Here is a 21,923-nt window from a genome sequence, read left to right as displayed (position 1 = left end):
AATGGTGGTGTTTTTATGCCATTACTTGCCTGCAGTAATTATATTAATTTAGCAGCATGATTATGCCGTACGCCCTCTTTCTGTGAAATGCTTGATCCGGAAGAAATTAGCTCCATATGCTGCAAATGTATACAGATATATGAAATAATGATGGAAATAAAATTGTAATAATAATTCAAGCAATTGATTTTATTCATAATGCTGAATATCATTATAATGGCAAAAGATGAAATGTTTATATAGACGTTATGAATGAAAGCCGGATGTCAGACCAAAGCAATATTAACCGATTAATAGAAAAAGCAAGGAGTAACACCCTGCGTGATATTCCGGTAGTTCTGGTTCCAGTATGGCAGATTAAGATAAGGGAAAGATTCGGCATCAATATAGACCGTGAAATTGCGGAGTATATAGTTCTCGCAGTTCATGAGAATGGCACGTGGAAAAGGCAGAGAGCTGTAAGGAAGATTGAAAAAATACTTATAGAGAGAGGAAATGAAATGCCGGTAGCTAAACGTCTAGCCAAAAATATTCTGGAGATGGCAATTGGAAACCCGCAGGAATAAAATAAACAAAAAAGCGCTTGAAATTTTCCTCTCCAGATTGGAAAAGCCTGATTTTTATAATATTAACCTGGAGCAGTACCCAACAGATGCAGATACTGCCTCAACACTTTTAATTGAAGCGTATATGGATGGCAATATTGCAGGGAAGAATGTAATAGACCTTGGAACAGGGAATGGGATATTTGCTATCGGGGCATCATATCTCGGTGCAAAAGTTTCCACAGGTATAGATATAGACCCCGAGATGGTAGCTACATCCAGGAAAAATGCAGAAAATAACGCTTCAGATGCAGAATTTGCAAATGTAGATGTTTCTGATGTTAAGGGGGAATATGACACTGTGTTAATGAATCCCCCATTTGGATCTGTCATAAAACACGACGATATGCCATTTATTAATAAAGCCATAGAAATAGGGACACATATATACAGTATACATAATATAAAAAGCTATGAATATATCAGGGAATTCTATTCACAGAGAATTCAAATAATAAGGCAGGAAAGGATATTTATAAAGGTGCCGAGGATCTATGCACACCATACAGATAATTACCATGAAATAGAATCTGTTCTTGTATATGGCATCAAAAATTAAAAAAATAATTATACATAGTAATAATATCCATGAGCTAAAATGGCCGGGGTGGGGTAATGGACATCCTTGGGGACTGTGGATCCCCGGACCCGGGTTCGATTCCCGGTCCCGGCCCTTGTATACTGTTAAATTTTTAACATTACTGGCTTGTATGAATTTGTATTTTAAAGCATTCAATACATAGTTTCTTTGTAATGAAAACCGGAAATAAACCGATAGATTGAATTATAAAATTACTATTATGTTTCATGGAAATAAAAAGAGAGGATTTATTAAAAGATCCGGTAAAGGATCTGAAAATAAATAAAAATACTACCTTAATGCAATTAATGGAAATGTTCGGGACAAGCGGTGGTTTTACATCAAAAAAATTATATGAAGGATATCAGATTTTAAAGGAAGAATTCACATCGGATGAAACAACATTCCTTTCGTTTCCGGCTGATATAATTTCCACAGGGACAAGAGGGATAATAAATCAGCTTGTAAAAAACAAACTTGTTGATGTAATTATAACAACCAATGGTACCCTTGACCATGACGTTGCACGTGTGTATACAGATTATTACGCCGGGACATTTAACTTTGGTGATGAGAAACTCAAGGATATGAATATTAACAGATTGGGCAATGTATTTGTCCCCGATGAAAGTTATGGAGTTGTAATAGAAGAGAAGCTAATGCCCATGATAGAGGAGTTATACAACAAAAAGAAAGAATGGGCACCGGTGGATCTGATAAGGGAAGTAGGATTGAAACTGGACAATGAAAACTCAATTCTATATAACGCTGCAAAAAATAACATACCTGTGTTTGTTCCGGGCATAACCGATGGATCATTCGGGTCACAGTTATGGTCATTCTATGAAATGCACCATGATTTCAAAATAAACATCCTTGAAGATGAGCACAGGCTTTCTGATATAGTATTTGATGCAAAGAAAACGGGCGCATTGATGATAGGGGGCGGCATTTCAAAGCACCATACCATATGGTGGAACCAGTTCAGGGACGGGCTGAACGAGGCTGTTTATATCACAACCGCACAGGAATACGATGGTTCACTCTCAGGTGCAAAGCTTGAGGAAGCAATAACCTGGAAAAAGGTAAGAAAAGATGCAAAATTTGTAAATATTTACGGGGATGCTACAGCAATTCTTCCTATTATGGTTGCCCCATTTTTATAAATTTATTTTAAATAAGCCTTTGTTATTTTTATGTTAAGGATTTCCCATTTGTTTCCGGTGCATATTTTAATGTAAATGCTAGTCCGATGAATTCGAATATGGCGAAGAAAATTATTATTGCCTTCAATCCGTATAATGCATCTATTATAGGAAATGAAAATACAGCAACTATAGATCCAATTCTTGAAACTGAAGTGGCAAAACCCATTGCAGTGCCCCTTATTCTGGTGGGAAATATCTCCAGTGGATACGTATATGTTATCGGGCTCGGCCCTACATTATGGAAAAAGTGAACAAACCCGAAGGCGCTGAAAGTCATCAAAAGGCCTACTACCATATACTGGTTCACAAAGAAGAATAATATAAGTACTGCAAAGGCCCCTAAAAATCCTATTATAAGGAGAAGGCGGCGCCCTATGCGGTCTACATAGTATATTGCAATCAGGAATCCTACAACCACCGGAATTGATTCAGCCATGCCGGTAAACACCACATAGAGATCAGCATAGTATGATGTAATTTCAGTTGAAAATATGAGAGGTGAATAGGTCCATATGCCGTAACTGACGATATCGTATGAAAACCATGCCACAGTAATAAACATAATATAGGCGGCATATTTGCCCTTAAATATGTCCCTGAATCTTGTTTTTTCCCTGCTAACATCAGGCAAACCTTCTATGGTGTATCCTGTTGAAGCTTCAAATTGCTTCTTCGCCCCTTCACCTGCCTCCTTTCCATATTTATGCTGTACCCAGTACGGGCTTTCCGGTATCTTCTTCCGTGAAAACAGGACAAGAATTGGGAACACTGCGCCAATCATATACATATACCGCCATGCGTTCACCCCTGTAAACAATACAAGCGGCACTGCAAGCCCGAGAAATATCAGTGAACCTATTGAAAATGAGAATATATTAAAAAACATAAATTTGCCACGGGATTTTGTAGGCGAAAATTCTGCCTGGATTGAAGAGCTCACAGGGTAATCAGCACCTATGCCTATTCCAACAATTAATTCAAGTATTGAAAAATTTATGTAATTTGTGGCAAATCCTGTAAGGAAAATAAATATAGAAACCAGGAATAGATCATATATGTATATGAAACGTCTCCCGTAAATATCTGCTATATAACCGGAAATGAGACTCCCGATCAGGACGCCCCCTATTGATGATATTCCCATAATTGAGATCTCATAACTTTTCAGCGACATTACATTGATCAGGTATAGCAATGCATATGAGAAAACAGTGAGCGTGTAGCCATCCATCATAACTCCCATGGATGATAGCACTGTAATCTTCCGGACAAATGGTGTTGATGGTGCATCTGAAATTGTTTTATAACTGTTCATTTCAACCGGTTATTGCAATTGGATATATAAATATTGAGTATATACCTAATATTAAGTAATTAAGAATTATTATTCACTACCTCATAAAAAAAATATTTATATATCTGTTAGTGATTAAGTGTTGACGACGGTCATAACATCGGGGAAATACCAGGTCTCATTCCGAACCCGACGGTTAAGTCCGATGTGTTGCATACTGTACTATCTTCCGCGAGGGGACGGGAACTATGTTTCGCTGTCGTTTTTATTATCAAATTTTTAATTAATTGTTTTGTACATTGTAAGGAAAATTAATTAATGCACACTCAATCAGGAGTTATGATAAATCCGTGGAGTTCGGCACAGTATTTTGACTACGAGAAATTAATTAAAGAATTCGGAATTCAAAGGCCCGATAACTATTTTGACTATTTTATGTTCAGGCGCCACCTGATATTCGGGCAAAGGGGGATAGATTATCTGGAATATTCAATTAAAAACAAAATTAAATTCAATGCTATGACAGGATTAATGCCTTCGGGCAAAATGCACCTGGGCAACAAACTCACCATAGACCAGATAATATATTTCCAGTCACTGGGAGCGGATGTCTACATTGCTGTGGCAGACCTGGAATCGTATGCGACAAGGGGAATAAGCTTTGACAAGGCCCGCAATATAGCAATAAATGAATACATAGCCAATTATATATCCATGGGGCTTAAGCCATGCAGGATATATTTCCAGTCTGAAAATTACGATACGCAGAGTTTATCATTTGTCCTATCCAACGAAACAAATATGAGCGAGTTAAAATCAATATATGGATTGACAGATTCATCTTCTATATTGCATGTAAATGCACCTATAATACAGGCTGCAGATGTTCTGCATACACAGCTGGGCCATCTGGGTGGGCCCAGGGCAACCATTGTGCCTGTTGGAATTGACCAGGACCCTCATATAAGGCTTATGCGTGACATTGCTAAAAGGTTAAGGGTTTACAATGTGAAAATTGAAGATAATAAAATTTCTATCTACATAAAGGGCAGCGATGACCCTGCAGATAAAATCAATTCAGCCATAAGTGTGCTGGGGAACAGTGGATATGAATGCATGCCAAATTATGAATACCGTGCCATATATGTTAAAAATTCCACAGGCGAGGATAAGATAAAAATAGATATGATGCTTGCCATTGAAGAAAGCCGGATAAACGATTATGCGTTTATTGAGCCGTCGGCAACGTTCCAGAAACTGGAAACTGGATTAAAAGGAGGCAAAATGTCCTCTTCTGTTCCTGATTCACTTATAAGCCTTAATGATACTGGAGAAGAAGCAACCAGAAAGATAAAGCATGCAGTAACAGGCGGCAAACAGACCATTGAAGAGCAGAAAAAATATGGGGGAAATCCGGATATATGCCCTGTTTTTGAACTTTATAAATACCATAACAGCAACGATAAGTATGTAACCAGGGTCTATGAAGAATGCAAGGGCGGCGTAAGAATGTGCGGGCCGTGCAAAATAGAAGCTGCTGAAAATATATCAGGAATGTTAAAAACACTTGCAGAAAAAAAGGATGAATCACTTGGAAAGCTGGATGATTACCTCATAAAGAGATCTTCGTGAATTAAACTATACAATTTTTTAAGTTCCCCAGGCTTGAATATGCCATATTCCGTTATGAATGCGGTTACATATTCATTTGGTGTAACATCAAATGCAGGATTCCTGGCATGCCCTTCAACCGGCCCGATCCTTGAATTGTTGACAGTCAATACTTCGCTTTCATCCCTTTCCTCTATGGGTATACCATCACCGTTTTTCAGGGAAAAATCAAAGGTGCTTCCGGGTGCAGCAACGTAAAAGGGTATATTGTTCACCTTTGCAAGAACTGCCTTTTCATAGGTTCCAATCTTGTTGGCAAAATCACCATTCGCCGCTATCCTGTCAGCACCTACTATTGCAAGGTTTATGTCTTTATTCTTCATGAAATGCCCTGCAGCATTATCTGCTATTATTGAATAATCTATGCCTTCCTGCTGGAGTTCCCATGCAGTAAGTTTCGCACCCTGCAATCTGGGCCTGGTTTCATCAACATAGACAAAAAATTTTTTGCCAGCATCATGCGCCATCCTCATAGGTGCTAGGGCAGTTCCCCAGTCAACCACCGCAAGTGCCCCTGCATTGCAATGTGTGAGTATATGGTCATTAGCCTGTATAAGCGTATTTCCATATTCCCCTATCTTTCTGGATCTTTCTGTTATTTCAAGGGCGTACCTCTTTGCTGCTGATTCTGAAAAATTATTTGCCTTCATAAAATCAATTGCCTTGAAGAGATCATAAGCTGTGGGCCTTGATGATGATATGACCTTAACAGCTTCCTCCATATTTTCCTTATTTTTAGAAGCCATAGCCAACCCATATGCTGCAGTAACACCTATTGCTGGTGCCCCGCGGACGACCATATTTTTAATTGCATAGTAAATATCATCACTATTTTTTGCAGAATATATCTCAATTGTTTCCGGAATTTTTCTCTGATCTATCAGTTTTACCTGGTTATCTTCAAACCATACTGCAAGAATTGCCTTTGACACGCCGTTTATGTTAACTTTCATTATAGAATATAATAGGCAGAGATATTAAATTTTTCATGAAATTTTCCGTACTAAAATGCAAAAAAAGTAAAACGTTAAAATACTATTTAGTAATATCATTATACAAAAAAAGTTATATCATTCAAATGTATATAGCTGACTACATATTGTGGGTCCGTAGCTCAGCTAGGTAGAGCGTCTGGCTTTTAACCAGGCGGTCAAGGGTTCAAACCCCTTCGGACCCGTTTAGGTGAAAATATGAGTAAGTTCAATGTGCTTGAGCACGAAATAGTGCCAGAACACCATCTGGTGCCTGTGGAAGATGAGGAAAGCGTTTTAACAAAGCTTAATGTGACAAAAGAGAACCTGCCGAAAATTAGCATTAATGACCCTACAATTAAGGCACTGGAGGAAATTCACGGAACACTTGAGCCGGGCCGGGTAGTTAAAATTATTCGCAAAAGCCCCACTGCAGGTTATTATGAGTATTATAGAGTTATTGTTAAGAGTGTGATATAAGATGAATCCTATTTTAGATGCGTTTTTCAAATCAGAGAGTGTAGTTAATTATCAGATTGATTCCATGAATTATTTTTATGCTTCAAAGAACAATCCAGATAATATAATGCAACAGATAGTGGATGAGACCAAGATATCCGATGATGCAACACCTGGAGTAATAGATCTTGACCCTTCAAAAACAAAGGGCAAGGACATAAAAATTTATTTTGGCAGGGAAAGGCAGAATGGCAAGGCTACGGGAGATCCAACGATATGGGTAGACAAACCTGAAATCAAGGAAGCTTCCGGTGCTACAAACCAGATAACACCACAGGAAGCCAGGCTCAGGGACCTTAACTATATGGCACCCATAATGTTGCGGCTGCGTATAGTGGAAGATGGGATAGAAAGAGATGCAAATACCATTAAAATAGGGGAAATACCGGTAATGGTAAGATCAAAAATATGTACATTGTCAGAACAGAATCTGGACCTTTACATTGAAAAAAACAATGGCCCTATAGATGAAACAAGGGAGAACAAACTGAGATATGTAGACGAGGATCCCACAGACCCTGGAGGATATTTTATCATTGGCGGATCAGAGAGGGTAATAGTTTCACTGGAAGACCTTGCGCCAAATAAGATACTTGTTGAGTACGAAGAAAAATATGATTCAAGGGTAGAAGTTGCAAAGATTTTCTCCCAGAAGAGCGGATTCAGGGCATTGATATCTATGGAAAAAGGAAGCGATGGTATAATTAACGTTTCTATACCCACTGTAGCTGGAACAATACCTCTTGTAATACTGATGAAGGCGCTGGGAATCGACAAGGATGTTGATATCCATGAAGCAATTTATACCGATCCGAGAATGGATCCATTAATCTATGCCAATATAGAGGATTCAAGAAATCTTAAAATTCTGCCACCCAATGGAATTAACAATAATGAAGATGCACTGTCTTACCTGAAAAAGAGGTTTGCTGCAGGGCAGGCCAAAGAGTTCAGGGATAAGAAGATCACACAGATGCTGGATCGTGCTTTGCTTCCACACCTTGGAGATGATGTTTCAGACAGGTTAAAGAAGGCTATTTACCTTGGAAGAATGGCAAGATCACTTCTTGAGCTTAATTTAGGAATGCGTCATGTTGACGATAAAGACCATTATGCAAATAAGAGAATCAAACTTTCCGGCGACCTTCTGGATGAACTTTTCAGAAATGCATTCCAGTCAGTTATGAAAGATCTGAAATACCAGCTGGAAAAAACTTACAATAAAAAAAGAGGTATCAGGCTGAGGCCTGCAGTCAGGCAGGATCTGCTCACACAGAAAGTACTGCATTCCATGGCAACAGGAAACTGGATAGGTGGAAGGACAGGCGTGTCCCAGCTGCTGGACAGGACATCCAATATGTCCACATTGAGCCATCTGAGAAGGATTATTTCTCCACTGACAAGATCGCAGCCGCATTTTGAGGCCAGAGATCTCCACCCGACACAGTGGGGGAGAATTTGCCCTAACGAGACCCCGGAAGGTCAGAACTGTGGCCTGGTTAAAAATGCATCACTTATAATTAATGTAACCCAGGGAATAGATCCTGATATTGTAATGGAAGAATTGCAAAACATGGACATACACGAAGTAACAAAGGAAGAAGCTTCCGGGCGTATTTACCTGAATGGGGATTTCATAGGGTACCATAATGACCCGGCAATACTCACCGACACAATAAGAAATTTAAGAAGGTCGGGAAAATTATCAAACGAGGTAAATGTTAAATACGATTCCAACACAAATGAGGTTATTATTAACTGCGACCGCGGAAGGCTAAGAAGGCCATTATTTGTCGTAAATGAAGGAAAAACAGTAATGAATGAGGAAATGCTCGAGAAATTGAGAATGGGCGAATATACAGTAAATGACCTTATTTCCAGTGGAGCCATAGAATGGCTTGATGCTGAAGAAGAGGAAAACGCATATATATCAGTATTTCCATTCGAATTTCCCGATAATTGCCCGGATTGTGGCAAAGTTCTTTACAGGGATAATGTCACATGGATAAATCCAGGAAATAGTGATGTTACTCTTGAGTGCGATGAATGCCATGCACACTTTAAGGGTACAAATAACCTATCCATGGACCATACACACTGTGAAATAGATGCTTCAATGATCCTTGGAGTTGTTGCTTCCCTTATTCCATATCCGGAACATAACTCCTCACCAAGAATAACAATAGCTTCTGCAATGATTAAGCAGTCCATAGGGTTGCCACAGGCAAATTACAGGATAAGGACAGATACCAGGGGGCATTTATTGCACTACCCGCAGATTCCACTTGTTACAACCAAGGTTATGGATTTCATTAAATACAGGAGGAAGCCTGCAGGCCAGAATTTTGTTGTAGCAATAGTATCCTACCATGGGTACAACATGCAGGATGCAATTATAATGAACAAAGCATCTATAGAAAGAGGGCTGGGCAGGAGTTCATTCTTCAGGACATATACAGCAGAGGAAAGAAGATATCCAGGAGGGCAGGAAGATAAATTTGAAATTCCAAGCCACGATGTGCTTGGGGCCAGAGCTGAAGAATATTATAAAAATCTTGATGAAAATGGAATAATATTCCCCGAATCTAAAGTAGAAGGTTCAGATGTGCTTGTTGGAAAAACATCACCACCGAGATTTCTGGAGGAAGAAAATGCCGACAAACTTGGCCCACTGAGAAGGAGGGAATCTTCTGTTACAGTAAGGCCTACTGAATCCGGATATGTTGACAATGTTTTCCTTACAGTTTCTGAAAGCAACAGCAGGATAATTAAAGTTAAAGTAAGAAGCGACAGGATACCCCAGCCAGGTGACAAATTTGCTTCAAGGCATGGGCAGAAAGGAGTTATAGGTTATGTAGCCGCCCAGGAAGACATGCCATTCACAGAGGATGGAATTATACCCGACCTGCTTTTCAATCCACATTCAGTTCCTTCGAGGATGACTCTGGGACATGTGCTTGAAATGATGGGTGCAAAGGTTTCTACAATGAGCGGTGAGAATATAGATTCCACAATATTTGATGGGGAACCTGAGAGAAGCCTCAGGGAACAGTTAAAGAAATATGGGTTCCGTGAATCCGGAAACGAAGTCATGTATGATGGAATTACCGGAAAGAAATTTGAAGTGGATATATTTATGGGCGTAATTTATTACCAGAAACTCCACCATATGGTAGCCAGCAAGTTCCATGCAAGGTCTAGAGGCCCTGTACAGATACTTACCAGGCAGCCAACAGAAGGCAGATCAAGGCAGGGAGGTCTGAGATTTGGTGAAATGGAAAGGGATACTCTGATAGCCCATGGTGCGTCTATGGTTATAAAAGACCGTTTGCTGGATCAGAGTGATGGTACAATACTCTATGTTTGTGGAAACCCTACCTGCGGGCATATAGCTATTTATGATTTCAGGAAAGGGACATTGCGGTGTCCTGCATGTGGCAATACAGGCAATATTTATCCCATAGAAACAAGTTATGCATTTAAATTGATGAGGGATGAATTAAGTTCAATGGGAATTGTAATGAGATTGGAGCTGGGTGATATGAAATGAATTTTAATAATGTTTCAAAAAGAATAGAAAAAATTAAATTTGCCCTTTTGTCTCCTGATGAAATCAGGAAAATGTCACAGATCAGGGTTATAACTCCGGATACATATGACGATGATGGTTATCCCATAGAGAGGGGATTAATGGATCTTCATATGGGTGTAATAGAGCCAGGGCTTAAATGTGCTACCTGCGGTGGAAAAGTGGATGAATGCCCGGGGCATTTCGGGCATATAGAACTGGCAATGCCTGTGGTCCACATAGGTTTTATTAAGGAAATCAAAACCATGCTGGATGCCTCATGCAAGGAATGCGGCAGGATTAAATTAACAGATGATGAAATAAATAATTACCGTACACAGATAAGTTCTGTAGATTTTGAAACCACCGACCCTGAAATTATAGATATGACGCTAAAGAAAATTCTTGATGTGGCAATACAGAGAAACATATGCCCGCATTGCAGTTCAGAGAGTCCGAAGGTTATACTGGATAAGCCCACAACATTCCGTGAGGGTGGAATAAAAATAACGCCAAAGGAAATAAGGGAAAGGCTTGAAAGAATTCCCGACAACGACCTCTTATTTTTCGGGATCAACAGCACGGCAGCAAGGCCAGAATGGATGATACTTACAGTACTTCCTGTGCCACCTATTGATGTCAGGCCTTCAATTACACTGGAAACTGGAGAGAGAAGCGAGGATGACCTTACACATAAACTTGTAGATATAATTAGAATATCACAGAGACTGAGGGAAAGCAGGGATAATGGTTCTCCACAGTTAATTATTGAAGATTTATGGGATTTATTACAGTACCATATTACTACATATTTTGATAACCAGACTGCAGGGATACCCCCCGCCAGACACAGATCCGGGCGTGCTTTAAAGACACTTGTACAGAGGCTTAAGGGAAAAGAAGGCAGGTTCAGGGCAAACTTATCCGGTAAGAGGGTAAATTTCTCATCCAGAAGCGTTATCTCACCGGAACCGTTCCTTTCCATGAATGAGGTAGGAATACCTGAAGTAGCAGCCAGAGAACTTACAGTTCCAGTCCTTATAAACTCCTTTAATATAGATAAAATGAAGGAATGGATAAAAAGGGGTACTGCGCCCAGAACTCCTGATGGGAAATATTTAGCAGGCATAAATTACCTTATAAGGCCTGATGGCAGAAGAATAAAGCTTACAGACCAGAATGCTGAAATAAACAGTGACCGTATTGATATAGGATGGACAGTAGAGCGCCAGATGACGGAAGGAGATATTGTACTGTTCAACAGGCAGCCTTCACTTCATAGAATGTCCATGATGGCACATGCAGTAAGGGTTCTCCCTGGAATGACATTCAGGTTTAATTTATCAGATTGCACCCCATATAATGCTGATTTTGATGGGGATGAGATGAATTTGCACGTTATACAGAGTGAGGAATCAAGGGCAGAAGCCAGGATAATCATGAAAGTACAGGAACAGATCATGTCACCCAGGTTTGGTGGGCCTATTATAGGAGCCATACATGACCACATAACATCACTTTTCCTCCTTACGCACAATAATCCTCTGATCAGTGAGGATGATACACTGCATACAGTTTCATATATTGAGTTTGACAGGCTTCCGGAACCGGTTATAAAAGACGGCAAGAAGTATTACCATGGCAGGGATATTTTTTCGCTTATATTGCCTGAAGGATTAAATGTTAAATTCAAAAGCCATCTATGCGCAGGTGCCAAGGATAAATGTGAATATGAGGATGATCCTGCAGATACGTATGTTGTTATCACAGATGGAAAACTGGTTCATGGAACAATTGATGATGAAGCAGTTGGGCCATTTTCCGGTGTTATAGTTGATAAAATATTCAGAAATATAGGACCACAGGCAGCTGCAAAATTTATTGATAGTGTAACAAGGCTTGCTGTTGGGTTTTTGAGCCACAGGGGCTTCTCCACAGGTATCAAAGACTATGATATACCGAAGGATGCTATTTCCAGAATTCAGGAAATATCCAATGAAACACTTGAAAAAATAGAAAAACTGGTGGATGCTTTCAGGTCAGGACAGTTACAGCCGTTGCCCGGGAGATCCGTAGAGGATACCCTTGAAGTTGAAATACTTAGCAGCACGGGTGGTGTCAGGGATGAATCAGGTAAAATTGCATCACAGTATCTGGGGTTAAATGATCCGTCCGTTATCATGGCAAGATCCGGTGCAAGGGCAAAAATGCTTAATATAGCAGAAGTAGCCGGAATGGTAGGGCAACAATCAGTCAGGGGAGGCAGGCTCAACAGAGGATATGCGAACAGGACACTTTCACATTTCAAGGAAAATGATCTTGGAGCATATGCAAGGGGATTTATTAAATCCTCATACAGGGCAGGTTTAAATCCCACAGAATATTTCTTCCACAGTATCGGAGGCAGAGAAGGACTGGTGGATATAGCAGTAAGGACATCAAGGAGCGGCTACATGCAGAGAAGGCTTATCAACGCTTTCGAGGACCTCAAGGTAAATGAAACTAGAAGAGTTGAAGACACAATAGGTTCAGTTGTCCAGTTTAAATATGGAGAAGACGGCATAGACCCGACCAGAAGTGATGAGGGCCAGACGGTTGACGTAGATTATGCAGCATATGATGAATTTGGTGATGAACAATGATGTCACTGGTATGGAGAGATACAAAGAAGAATGTTGAACAGATCGCACAGAATGCACCGTGTGGCTATGCAATAGACTATATGCCTGAAGGAAAATTTGACACCGCTTATATTTCCACTGACAAAGTGAATGTTGATTATGAGGTAAAAATATCAGGTATTTCAAAATATGAACCTGCCGATGACCTTATTTTCAAAAGGAAAACAGGCCTTAAAGCTATACTGAAAATAGATAGCATAAGAAAAATTGACAGGGTACCTATCAGTGAATTTGATATGGAAAAAGGTTTTAAGGAACTTGCCTCATTTGCCATGGGGGAAAAATTCCAGGTGGATTACAAGGAAAAAGAGGCATTCCACCTTTCCACTGAAGCAACAAGTATTATGGAAGATGCAGAATCACGGGGATATAAAATTCCTGTTTCAATAGCAAATAAACTTGTAAAATACAGAAAAGCTTTTCCTGACAGCAAATATGAGAAACTTCTTGAAAGGGTTGACAAAGAATTAAGAAAAAGGGAAATAGACCCATTCGAGGCTGTTGGAATTATTGCTGCGCAGAGCATAGGTGAGCCCGGTACACAGATGACAATGAGAACGTTCCACTTTGCAGGAGTGGTAGAAATGAACGTTACCCTAGGGCTTCCAAGGCTTATTGAGATCGTGGATGCGAGGAGAATACCCAGTACTCCATCAATGACTATATACCTGACAGAAAAATACAGAAAGGATGAGAATAAAGTCAGGGAATTAATCAAGAATCTGGAAAATACCACTATAATAGACGTTGCCGAAATTGTAACTGATGTGGGCAATATGGAGCTAACGATCAGGATGGACAGCAATAAGAGCCGTGACAGGCTTGTGTCTATAGGTGATATACTCTCTGCCCTTGAGAAGAGAAAGGGAATAATTTTCGCTCAGGTTGATGATAGCAATATTTCCATTAAGCTTCAACAGGAATCGTTTAAGTCACTATACCAGGTCCAGGAACAGCTAAAGTCAACCCCCATAAAGGGAGTTAATAAAATAAGCAGGGCCATAGCAAGGATAGACCCGAAGGAAGATGCATGGGTAATTTATACACAGGGGTCAAACCTGCGGGAAGTACTGAATATTGAAGGCGTAGACTCAAACAGGACAACTACAAATGACATAATAGAAATAGAAAACGTCTTTGGTATTGAAGCTGCTAGAAATGCTATATATCGTGAGGCAGAGAACACACTTAGCGAGCAGGGGTTGAATGTTGATAAAAGGCATTTAATGCTTGTAGCTGATATGATGACCTTCTCAGGTGCGGTAAGGGCTGTGGGAAGGCAGGGAATTTCAGGACGGAAGAGCAGTGTCCTTGCAAGGGCAGCCTTCGAAATTACGTCAAAGCACCTTCTTAAAGCAGGGCTTCTCGGTGAAATAGATCCTCTGGCAGGCGTTGCTGAGAATATTATAGTAGGACAGCCTATAACACTGGGGACCGGTGCTATAGACCTTGTCTACAGGGGAAATAAAAAATAAAGGGATACCATGAATGAAATAACACTGGATAATCAGACAATAGGATTTATAAAATTATTTGAAAGCTATACTAGAACTAACGTATTTGAATGCCTTGAAAACGAAGAGATGGTCCTCTTTGTTGTAGGTGAGCACAAACTGGCAGATATTTTTAAAAAACATGAAAATATAATTGCAGATTTAAAAGCAAAGATCAACAAAAGGATAGTCATGGCAGAGTTTTCCCCTGACCTTCTAACATTTACAAAGAATTTATTTTACAGGTATGGGGTAAATGAGATTAATCTCATATGGAAGGACAATATAACAAACATTTTTGTAGGAATAGCTCCGGAAAATATAGGTAAAGCTATCGGCAAAGATAGCAGAAACATAAAATTAATGAGGGATGCTATTTCCAGGTACTTTAAAATAAAAAATGTAATAATAAAGCAGAGATAAATTTTTTAAAGTTTTAATTTATAATATCCTGAAATAAGTTTCTTAATTAATTTATATAAATTTTGAGTGCCGTTCAATGCCAGTATAAAATATCATAGAAATTTAAACGTAAAAAAAGTAAAATATATTAAATTGTAATTATTAAAAAAAAATTATTTTTGCCCTGCGGTAGTGGTAACATCCTCTTCCTGGATATACTGTGTTCCTGATTCTATTATATCGCTTATTTCCTCTGTCCTGTAGCCAGACCTTATGGATATCAGATAGAATATAATGGCTACTATTATTACCACAACAAAGTCATATGGGTATGGAAGAGTATTTGTTCCCCCATAGTCTCCTTCTCCAAGGTATGATAAAAGCGTTAAGACCAGTATAAATCCAGGTACCCACCATCCAGCTTTGATATTTTCTTTCGTGAATACGTTCTCCACTTTGTGTGTTGCCAGTATGATCAGGTAAACCACAATGCCCAGGAATATTCCTATTGCTAGGTACGGTATTGTAGGCCATCCTGACCAGTATACTATAAGTGTGGCACCGATGAAAGCTATAGGGGCAAGTATTTTGGCAAATGGGAGTTTAAATGGCCTTTTCAGTGCATCCGCTTCTCTTCTCAACACCATCAATGCTGATCCTCCCACTATGTATGTGAATGCCGTGGCTCCGGTTATTAATCCTACAAGGGCATACCAGCTCGGGAATGGAGCAAGGAATATAATACCGATGATCACAGATAGTATTATCGGCAGAACAGGAACATGGGTCTTTTTGCTTACAACTGAAAGCTGTTTCGGGAAATATCCGATTTCAGCTAACCCGAACAGGGTTCTTGTTGAAGTTCCGGCGTATACATTAAGTGTACCGGCTGGAGATACGTATGCGTCTGCGTATAATACATAAGTCAGGACAACAAGTGCAAATATTCCAGAGCTTTTTGCAAGGAATGCAAATGGCGCTGCTACAACACTGGCTGCATATGTGGTGGGGGTTGATGATACAAGCCCGAACCATCCTCCGGCTGCTGCAAGTTTAGTTGGGTCTATAGCCCCTATAAAAACAACCTGCAGCAGGACATATACAACAATACCTGTCAGCACAGAGAAAATTGTGGCTCTTGGAATAGACCTCTGCGGCGTTTTTGCCTCTCCTCCATAATCAAGTGCCTGCCTGAATCCCAGGAACGAAAATACTATCCCATCCGTTGAAACAGCTTCAAATATTGTTGCGCTGTTGTTTCCTGGAAGGAATCCACCGAGTGCTGGTGAGGTGAAGTTTGAGGTGTGAAAAACAAGGAATGCAAGCATTACTATAGTTATTGAAGGTATTATTAATTTCCACCATGTCATACCTGTATTTGTTTTCCCCATTATCCTTACACCAGCGTAGTTTAATGCAAAGAAAGCAACTATGAGTATAGCGGCAAGCAATATTCCAAGTCCGGTTAAAAGGGCCACAGTCGCTGATGGATTTATGGGATTCGGAGCGCTATATGATAGCCCTTTAATATATGAACTCGCATATGTAATTACAGCCTCAGCTTCTATAGCTGGCACTGATACAGCCGAGAGGAAATAGGTCCACCCGAAAAACAATCCAGCTACTCCACCGTGCGAATAGTGACCATACCTGCTAATTGCTCCGGTCCTGGGTATCATGCTTCCAAGCTCAGCATAAACAAGAGCGATAAACAATACTATGACACCGCCAATAATCCATGATAGAATAGCGGCAGGTCCAGTAGTTCCTGCAGATGCTGCAGCAGCGAAAAGCCATCCTGAGCCAATTATGCCACCAAGGCTTAGGAAGTAAAGGTCCCATGTGTTTAATGCCTTCTTTAACCTCTTATCCTGCAGTTTACTATTGGCGATAACAGTTTTTTCTGATATTGAATCAGCCATGTGAGAATATTTAGCAGTTATATATAAATATTTCTTAATAAATTTCGAACATATACATAGGATGACACGGAATTTAGCAAGCAAATTTCCGAAATATTCATGGAAGAATACATTGTTTCTTGCATATCCACCGGTAATTTTATATTTAATCTAGAGAATGCTAATATAAAAGCTTAGAAATTATTATGTGCTTTAAAATACCGAAATTTCAATGTAATGGAGGATATTGCCAAAATTAATCCCACGGCATGTGCGGCCTATTTGCCTATACTCCGGTAAGATAAAGTGCATGCAATTGGATTATATTTATATCCCTGCATATGATTATGTATTATATATATGGATCATAAAATAGAAGATAATGGAGAAAATATTACGAGGGTTATTACACCCAATAAAAGAAAGGGAGAAATATACGGAATAGTTGAAAAATTATCCGGTGCATCACGCCTTACCGTTATGTGTGAGGATGGCTCAACAAGAAATTGCAGAATACCTGGCAAAATGAAAAAAAGGATGTGGATAAGGGAAGGCGACCTTGTTATTGTGAAACCATGGGATTTCCAGGATGAAAAGGGAGATATAATTTACAGGTACACAAGGACCCAGGCATTATACCTTAGCCGTAACAGGATGTTGCCAGAGATTATAGATGTATTCAATGAACGATAAAAGTGCACTGAAGCAATTAATTGAATCGGATGAATTTTCCAACAGGCTCAATCTTGATAGGAAAACATACGGCCTTGTATTTGACAGGAGAACGTTAAATGCTATTTATGAAGTTATTAAAAAATATGATATAGATTACATTGATTTTCCAATTTCCAGCGGCAAGGAATCACTGATCTTCAATGTTAAGTTAAGAAATGGGATTACCAGGGCGCTTAAAATTTATAAAATGTCTACATTAAAATTTTCCAATACCATGGAATATATAAAAGGTGATTACCGGTTTGATAAGGAAAAAATTAACCGGTCAAATCTTGTATTTGTGTGGGCACAAAAGGAGTTTACAAATCTTCAAAGCCTCAGGGATTCTGGAGTCCATGCACCTAAGCCCTATGGATTCTATAAAAATATACTTCTAATGTCCTATCTTGGGAGTTCTAAAGGGCCAGCATTGCAAATTAAAGATCTCAATGGAGGTTTTGATGAAATTTATGTTAAATTGAGGGAGGCTATATGGAAGATGTATAATAAAGCCGGCATAGTCCATGCTGATCTCAGCGAATATAATATATTATATTACAGAAATAACCCATATATCATAGATGTTGGGCAATCGGTGTCCACAAAACATCCTATGGCACTGGAGTTCCTGAAAAGGGATATAAAAAATATATCAACATTTTTTATTAAAAAAGGGGTTAAATGTGACCCTATAGAACTCTATAGTTATGTTAAAGGTGATACACATGCTTGAAATAGGAAATATTAAAGTCCCCTTTGCCAGAATAGGGGTGCTTATAGGAAAGGAAGGGACAGTAAAAGCTAAAATAGAAGAAGAAGGCAAAGCCAAACTGGATATTGATTCAGAAAATGCAATAGTTACCGTATACCAGAAAAATGATCCATTGAAGGCCCTGATGGCATTAAACGTTGTTCAGGCTATAGCAAGGGGTTTCAATCCGGAAAAAGCCATGCTCTTATTTGATGACAGTGTTCAACTCATAGTAATATCCATTAAGGAATTTGTAAACAAAGATGCCAAAAGGATAAAAGAAATACGTGGGAGGTTAATAGGAAAAGAGGGGCATACGAGGGAGATAATTGAAGAATTAACAGGAACATATATTTCTATAAGTGGAAATACTGTTTCAATACTTGGTGATTTTATATCAATTCAATATGCAAGGGAAGCGGTAAACATGATTTTGCAGGGAAGAAAGCACAAAACCGTATACTCTTATCTTGAAAAAAATGTCGGAGAATTAAAGTTCAGGAAGATGGAAGAAAGCTTCGGCGGGAGTTGAAATCGTTAAAGTTTATATTCTTTCTTGCAATACATAATTACAGCGGGGTAGGGTAGTCAGGAGATCCCGACGGGCTCATAACCCGTAGATCAATGGTTCAAATCCATTCCCCGCTATTGCAGTTTTCCTTGTCTATTTTTTCTATCATGGCTTCGAAATCAGAATTTCCTGTTAATGATACCTTATATCCAAGTGATTCCAGTGTGGAAGTGGTTATTTTCCCAATTGAATAAATTTTTTTGCCACCGGTATAGGTTCCAATAGTTTCTCTAAATATCCTCGCCTCCATAGATGATGTAACTAATATTCCATTGCAACTGGATGAAAGAAATGAGTCCTTTAATCCTGTATTTTCCAGCTGTATTACATCGTATACATGATATTCATGGTATTTTACACCCCTTCTGGTTAAAGATTCCCTGATAATATTATTGGATTCATTGCTTCTGAATAAGGCAATATCTGTATTTTCATACCCTGAAAGCAGGTCCAGTACCCCGTATGAATCTTTTACTGTTGGAACCTTTACATTTCCGGCATATTTTCTTATTATGCCCGCAGTTTTTTCCCCTATTGCTACAAAATCCGGATTTACTGTAAATTTATAATAATTTTTAAAAAATTCCATGGCTCCAAATGAACTTGTAAGCACTATTACCCCTGGCTTTGCCTGAATTAATTCCTTACCTATATTTTCATCAAAATTGCGTGCCTGGATGGAAGTGAGAGGTATATTCAATATATCTATGCATTGAGTTTTTACAGGCTTGAATTTAATTCCAGGCCGTGTAGTAATTATGTATTTAGAAGTATCCATAGTCACTTATCCCCTCTTTTATATGTTCTACAACAGAATCCAGGTTTTCCGCACTGAACACCATATCCCTGTGTTCATCAGAATCCAGTGAATAGAACCTTGTTTTTATTTTTCCATCTTTTGAAAGTATTCCAACGGGCATGGAACACCCTAGATTTAATGATGTAGCGATAAACCGTTCGTTCTTCATGTCTCTATATGTTTCTCTGTCATTGATTTCTCCAGATATAATGGAGGCAGTGGAATTGCTTTTTCCAACTATAGCAATTATACCCTGGTTCGGCGCTGGCAGGAATTGTTCTTCAGAGAGGATAAAATGTTCAATATCCAGTTTCATCCGTTTATAAGCAGCCATGGCAATGATGATGCCAGTGTATTTTTTTTCCGTATACTTTGATATCCTGGTATCAATATTTCCCCTGATATCTGATACAGTTATTTCTGGATTCACTGTCATGGCTTGCCTGATCCGCCGCATGCTGGATGTGCCTATTACCGAACCTGCTGTCATTTCTTCCAATGGTGTCCGTGAGATTAAAACGTCCCTGAAATCATCTCTTCCCGTTACTGCTGTGATTTCAAGCCCTTTCTGTATATTTGATGGAATGTCTTTTGCGCTGTGCACTGCAAGGTCAATCTCACCTTTCAGTACCCGTTCATTCAATTCATCCACAAAAACACCGGTAGAACTCATGCGATACAATGGAATATTTTTATTTGAGTCACCTGCAGATGTGTAGCTCTTTATGTTAACTTCATAACCTCTGGATTCCAGGGCATCTTTCACACTGTTTGCCTGTATCAGTGCAAGTTTGCTATTTCTTGTGCCAATTGTTACAGGCATTTCAACACCGATGAAAAGGCATCCACGGTAGATTCCAGATCAGTTTCTGAGTGGGCAAAACTTACAAACTCGGTTTCAAACTGGCTTGGAGGGAAAAATATGCCCTTCTCCAGTAACATATGGAACATTTTATTGAATTTTTCTGTATCTGATGCTGTTGCTCCCTTGTAATCGGTCACCTTATTCTTATTGAAAAATATCTGGAACATGGAGTGGCATCTATTGATAGTCGCATCAATATTGTACTCAGATATCAATGAGTTAAGTTTTTCTTCAAGCCTGGCTGCATAGTTAGTTATGGCTGAATAATCCTTGCTCTTTAACTGGTCAAGAGTTGCAATTCCTGCAGCCATGGTCAAAGGATTCCCCGAAAACGTTCCCGCTTCGTATACATCGCCCTGGGGGGCTACATGCGCCATAATATCTTCGCGCCCGCCAAACATGCCTACAGGAGCGCCTCCCCCGATAATTTTTCCCATAGTGGTAAGATCAGGTTTTATTCCTGCAATGTCCTGATATCCCTTAAATCCGAATCTAAAGCCAGTTATTACTTCATCAAATATGAGCAGGGATGAATATTTCTCAGTTATTTCCCGTAGAGAGTTCAAAAAATCATTCTCCGGATTTATAACACCGATATTTCCAAGAACCGGTTCTGTAATTACCGCAGCAATTTCATTCCTGTGTTCTTTGAACAGCTTTTCAATGCTTTCAGCGTCATTGTATCTCCCAACAAGCACTGTACGGGAAACTTCCTTCGGTACACCTGCAGAAGATGGAACTCCGAATGTCATGGTGCCACTGCCGGATTTTATCAGGGCATAGTCATGTGCACCGTGGTATCCGCCTTCCATTTTTACAATGTACTTTTTCCCCGTGAATCCTCTTGCCAGCCTTATGGCATGCATTGTGGCTTCAGTCCCGGAATTTGTAAATCTTAGCCTTTCAATGGAACCCACAGCATTCTTTATGGTTTTGCCAAGTTTTATTTCATTCTCACTTATAGAGCCAAATAAGATTCCTTTATCAACCTGTGATTTTATGTGATTGGAAACATCAGGGTTTGCATGCCCCAGTATCATAGGGCCGAATCCTAGGGAATAGTCTATGTATTCTTTTCCATTTACATCTAAAATTTTCGAACCATGCCCCTGGGCAAACATTACAGGTTCAGGTGAATAATATCTAACAGGTGAATTTACGCCCAGAGGGAACAGTTCCAGCGCTTCCTTAAATAATTCCGATGATCTCATGTATCTACATTCTTATTAAGGATTTATTTTTTTACGCAGCCTGGCTGAAAAACCACAATGTTTAAATATCTATTATCGATATCTAATTTAGATATCTATAAAAGATATCTGGTGATATA

18 protein-coding genes, 3 tRNA genes and 1 rRNA gene are annotated in these 21,923 nt (G+C 39.3%); 16 read left to right on the top strand and 6 right to left on the bottom strand.

Going from position 1 to position 21,923, the window contains the following annotated elements:
• The first annotated feature begins 263 nt into the window (after positions 1-263).
• The 4 genes from fad_RS01065 to fad_RS01050 all read left to right on the top strand — a co-directional run bounded on the left by fad_RS01065 (position 264) and on the right by fad_RS01050 (position 2,351).
• Positions 264-566 (top strand): hypothetical protein, encoded by a 303-nt coding sequence (locus fad_RS01065; protein ID WP_081143133.1) that lies wholly within the window; start codon positions 264-266, stop codon positions 564-566.
• Positions 547-1,164 carry an METTL5 family protein gene (locus tag fad_RS01060; RefSeq protein ID WP_081141412.1) on the top strand — a complete coding sequence of 206 codons (618 nt, stop codon included), beginning with the start codon at positions 547-549 and terminating at the stop codon, positions 1,162-1,164. The genes fad_RS01065 and fad_RS01060 overlap by 20 nt, the downstream gene beginning before the upstream one ends.
• Before the next feature lie 42 nt (positions 1,165-1,206).
• A tRNA-His gene (locus fad_RS01055) sits at positions 1,207-1,278 on the top strand.
• 134 nt (positions 1,279-1,412) lie between these two features.
• Positions 1,413-2,351: a deoxyhypusine synthase gene (locus tag fad_RS01050; protein ID WP_081141410.1), complete on the top strand. Its 939-nt coding sequence runs from the start codon at positions 1,413-1,415 to the stop codon at positions 2,349-2,351.
• Positions 2,352-2,379: 28 nt separating this feature from the next.
• Here fad_RS01050 and fad_RS01045 read toward each other — a convergent pair whose 3' ends face one another.
• Positions 2,380-3,708, bottom strand: coding sequence for an MFS transporter (locus tag fad_RS01045; RefSeq protein ID WP_081141409.1), 1,329 nt, complete (start codon positions 3,706-3,708; stop codon positions 2,380-2,382).
• A gap of 123 nt (positions 3,709-3,831) precedes the next feature.
• Between fad_RS01045 and rrf the strand changes: the two genes are divergently transcribed.
• Both rrf and fad_RS01035 read left to right on the top strand, forming a co-directional pair.
• Positions 3,832-3,952: ribosomal RNA gene (gene rrf / locus fad_RS01040) — 5S ribosomal RNA — on the top strand.
• A gap of 74 nt (positions 3,953-4,026) precedes the next feature.
• A complete protein-coding gene (locus fad_RS01035; protein WP_081141407.1) occupies positions 4,027-5,319 on the top strand; it encodes a tryptophan--tRNA ligase in 1,293 nt (430 codons plus the stop codon).
• Here the strand turns inward: fad_RS01035 and mtnA are convergent.
• Entirely contained in the window at positions 5,295-6,311 is a 1,017-nt protein-coding gene (gene mtnA / locus fad_RS01030) for an S-methyl-5-thioribose-1-phosphate isomerase (protein ID WP_081141406.1), read from the bottom strand. The two genes, fad_RS01035 and mtnA, sit on opposite strands and share 25 nt — an antisense overlap.
• A 150-nt stretch (positions 6,312-6,461) precedes the next feature.
• Between mtnA and fad_RS01025 the strand changes: the two genes are divergently transcribed.
• The 6 genes from fad_RS01025 to fad_RS01000 all read left to right on the top strand — a co-directional run bounded on the left by fad_RS01025 (position 6,462) and on the right by fad_RS01000 (position 15,013).
• Positions 6,462-6,535: transfer RNA gene (locus fad_RS01025), tRNA-Lys, on the top strand.
• A 13-nt stretch (positions 6,536-6,548) separates the two neighbouring features.
• Entirely contained in the window at positions 6,549-6,809 is a 261-nt protein-coding gene (locus tag fad_RS01020; protein ID WP_081141404.1) for a DNA-directed RNA polymerase subunit H, read from the top strand.
• A gap of 1 nt (position 6,810) precedes the next feature.
• Positions 6,811-10,398, top strand: a complete 3,588-nt coding sequence (locus fad_RS01015; protein WP_081141403.1) for a DNA-directed RNA polymerase subunit B — start codon at positions 6,811-6,813, stop codon at positions 10,396-10,398.
• On the top strand, positions 10,395-13,058 hold the full coding sequence (gene rpoA1, locus fad_RS01010) for a DNA-directed RNA polymerase subunit A' (RefSeq protein WP_009887209.1): 2,664 nt from the start codon (positions 10,395-10,397) through the stop codon (positions 13,056-13,058). Before fad_RS01015 ends, rpoA1 begins: the two co-directional genes overlap by 4 nt.
• A complete protein-coding gene (gene rpoA2 / locus fad_RS01005; protein WP_081141401.1) occupies positions 13,055-14,572 on the top strand; it encodes a DNA-directed RNA polymerase subunit A'' in 1,518 nt (505 codons plus the stop codon). Before rpoA1 ends, rpoA2 begins: the two co-directional genes overlap by 4 nt.
• Before the next feature lie 9 nt (positions 14,573-14,581).
• Positions 14,582-15,013, top strand: coding sequence for a NusA-like transcription termination signal-binding factor (locus tag fad_RS01000; protein ID WP_009887207.1), 432 nt, complete (start codon positions 14,582-14,584; stop codon positions 15,011-15,013).
• Between the two features lie 152 nt (positions 15,014-15,165).
• Here the strand turns inward: fad_RS01000 and fad_RS00995 are convergent, their stop codons facing one another.
• A complete protein-coding gene (locus fad_RS00995) occupies positions 15,166-16,914 on the bottom strand; it encodes an APC family permease (RefSeq protein ID WP_081141400.1) in 1,749 nt (582 codons plus the stop codon).
• 339 nt (positions 16,915-17,253) lie between these two features.
• Between fad_RS00995 and eif1A the strand changes: the two genes are divergently transcribed.
• From eif1A to fad_RS00975, 4 genes are all read left to right on the top strand, one after another.
• Entirely contained in the window at positions 17,254-17,586 is a 333-nt protein-coding gene (gene eif1A, locus fad_RS00990) for a translation initiation factor eIF-1A (RefSeq protein WP_009887205.1), read from the top strand.
• Positions 17,576-18,340 (top strand): serine protein kinase RIO, encoded by a 765-nt coding sequence (locus tag fad_RS00985; RefSeq protein ID WP_009887204.1) that lies wholly within the window; start codon positions 17,576-17,578, stop codon positions 18,338-18,340. The genes eif1A and fad_RS00985 overlap by 11 nt, the downstream gene beginning before the upstream one ends.
• Positions 18,333-18,890 carry a KH domain-containing protein gene (locus fad_RS00980; RefSeq protein WP_009887203.1) on the top strand — a complete coding sequence of 186 codons (558 nt, stop codon included), beginning with the start codon at positions 18,333-18,335 and terminating at the stop codon, positions 18,888-18,890. Before fad_RS00985 ends, fad_RS00980 begins: the two co-directional genes overlap by 8 nt.
• 41 nt (positions 18,891-18,931) lie before the next feature.
• Positions 18,932-19,006, top strand: a tRNA-Met gene (locus fad_RS00975).
• Here the strand turns inward: fad_RS00975 and fad_RS00970 are convergent.
• The 3 genes from fad_RS00970 to hemL are packed head-to-tail and all read right to left on the bottom strand — an operon-like array spanning position 18,988 to position 21,804.
• Positions 18,988-19,707 carry a uroporphyrinogen-III synthase gene (locus tag fad_RS00970; protein WP_009887202.1) on the bottom strand — a complete coding sequence of 240 codons (720 nt, stop codon included), beginning with the start codon at positions 19,705-19,707 and terminating at the stop codon, positions 18,988-18,990. The two genes, fad_RS00975 and fad_RS00970, sit on opposite strands and share 19 nt — an antisense overlap.
• Entirely contained in the window at positions 19,694-20,551 is an 858-nt protein-coding gene (gene hemC / locus fad_RS00965; RefSeq protein ID WP_081141398.1) for a hydroxymethylbilane synthase, read from the bottom strand. The genes fad_RS00970 and hemC overlap by 14 nt, the downstream gene beginning before the upstream one ends.
• Positions 20,542-21,804, bottom strand: coding sequence for a glutamate-1-semialdehyde 2,1-aminomutase (hemL, locus tag fad_RS00960; protein ID WP_081141397.1), 1,263 nt, complete (start codon positions 21,802-21,804; stop codon positions 20,542-20,544). Before hemL ends, hemC begins: the two co-directional genes overlap by 10 nt.
• Positions 21,805-21,923: the final 119 nt, after the last annotated feature.

It is taken from the genome of Ferroplasma acidiphilum, assembly GCF_002078355.1.
Lineage (GTDB): Archaea > Thermoplasmatota > Thermoplasmata > Thermoplasmatales > Thermoplasmataceae > Ferroplasma > Ferroplasma acidiphilum.
The sequence above is the reverse complement of the archived record's forward strand: the minus strand, read 5'-3'. Positions and strand labels throughout refer to the sequence as shown.

Bases quoted from the DNA above. Each gene is read 5' to 3' on its own strand.
- fad_RS01065 (WP_081143133.1), top strand. From the start codon at position 264: ATGTCAGACCAAAGCAATATTAACCGATTAATAGAAAAAGCAAGGAGT.
- fad_RS01050 (WP_081141410.1), top strand. From the start codon at position 1,413: ATGGAAATAAAAAGAGAGGATTTATTAAAAGATCCGGTAAAGGATCTG.
- fad_RS01045 (WP_081141409.1), bottom strand. From the start codon at position 3,708: ATGAACAGTTATAAAACAATTTCAGATGCACCATCAACACCATTTGTC.
- fad_RS01035 (WP_081141407.1), top strand. From the start codon at position 4,027: ATGATAAATCCGTGGAGTTCGGCACAGTATTTTGACTACGAGAAATTA.
- mtnA (WP_081141406.1), bottom strand. From the start codon at position 6,311: ATGAAAGTTAACATAAACGGCGTGTCAAAGGCAATTCTTGCAGTATGG.
- fad_RS01020 (WP_081141404.1), top strand. From the start codon at position 6,549: ATGAGTAAGTTCAATGTGCTTGAGCACGAAATAGTGCCAGAACACCAT.
- fad_RS01015 (WP_081141403.1), top strand. From the start codon at position 6,811: ATGAATCCTATTTTAGATGCGTTTTTCAAATCAGAGAGTGTAGTTAAT.
- rpoA1 (WP_009887209.1), top strand. From the start codon at position 10,395: ATGAATTTTAATAATGTTTCAAAAAGAATAGAAAAAATTAAATTTGCC.
- rpoA2 (WP_081141401.1), top strand. From the start codon at position 13,055: ATGATGTCACTGGTATGGAGAGATACAAAGAAGAATGTTGAACAGATC.
- fad_RS01000 (WP_009887207.1), top strand. From the start codon at position 14,582: ATGAATGAAATAACACTGGATAATCAGACAATAGGATTTATAAAATTA.
- fad_RS00995 (WP_081141400.1), bottom strand. From the start codon at position 16,914: ATGGCTGATTCAATATCAGAAAAAACTGTTATCGCCAATAGTAAACTG.
- eif1A (WP_009887205.1), top strand. From the start codon at position 17,254: ATGGATCATAAAATAGAAGATAATGGAGAAAATATTACGAGGGTTATT.
- fad_RS00985 (WP_009887204.1), top strand. From the start codon at position 17,576: ATGAACGATAAAAGTGCACTGAAGCAATTAATTGAATCGGATGAATTT.
- fad_RS00980 (WP_009887203.1), top strand. From the start codon at position 18,333: ATGCTTGAAATAGGAAATATTAAAGTCCCCTTTGCCAGAATAGGGGTG.
- fad_RS00970 (WP_009887202.1), bottom strand. From the start codon at position 19,707: ATGGATACTTCTAAATACATAATTACTACACGGCCTGGAATTAAATTC.
- hemC (WP_081141398.1), bottom strand. From the start codon at position 20,551: ATGCCTGTAACAATTGGCACAAGAAATAGCAAACTTGCACTGATACAG.
- hemL (WP_081141397.1), bottom strand. From the start codon at position 21,804: ATGAGATCATCGGAATTATTTAAGGAAGCGCTGGAACTGTTCCCTCTG.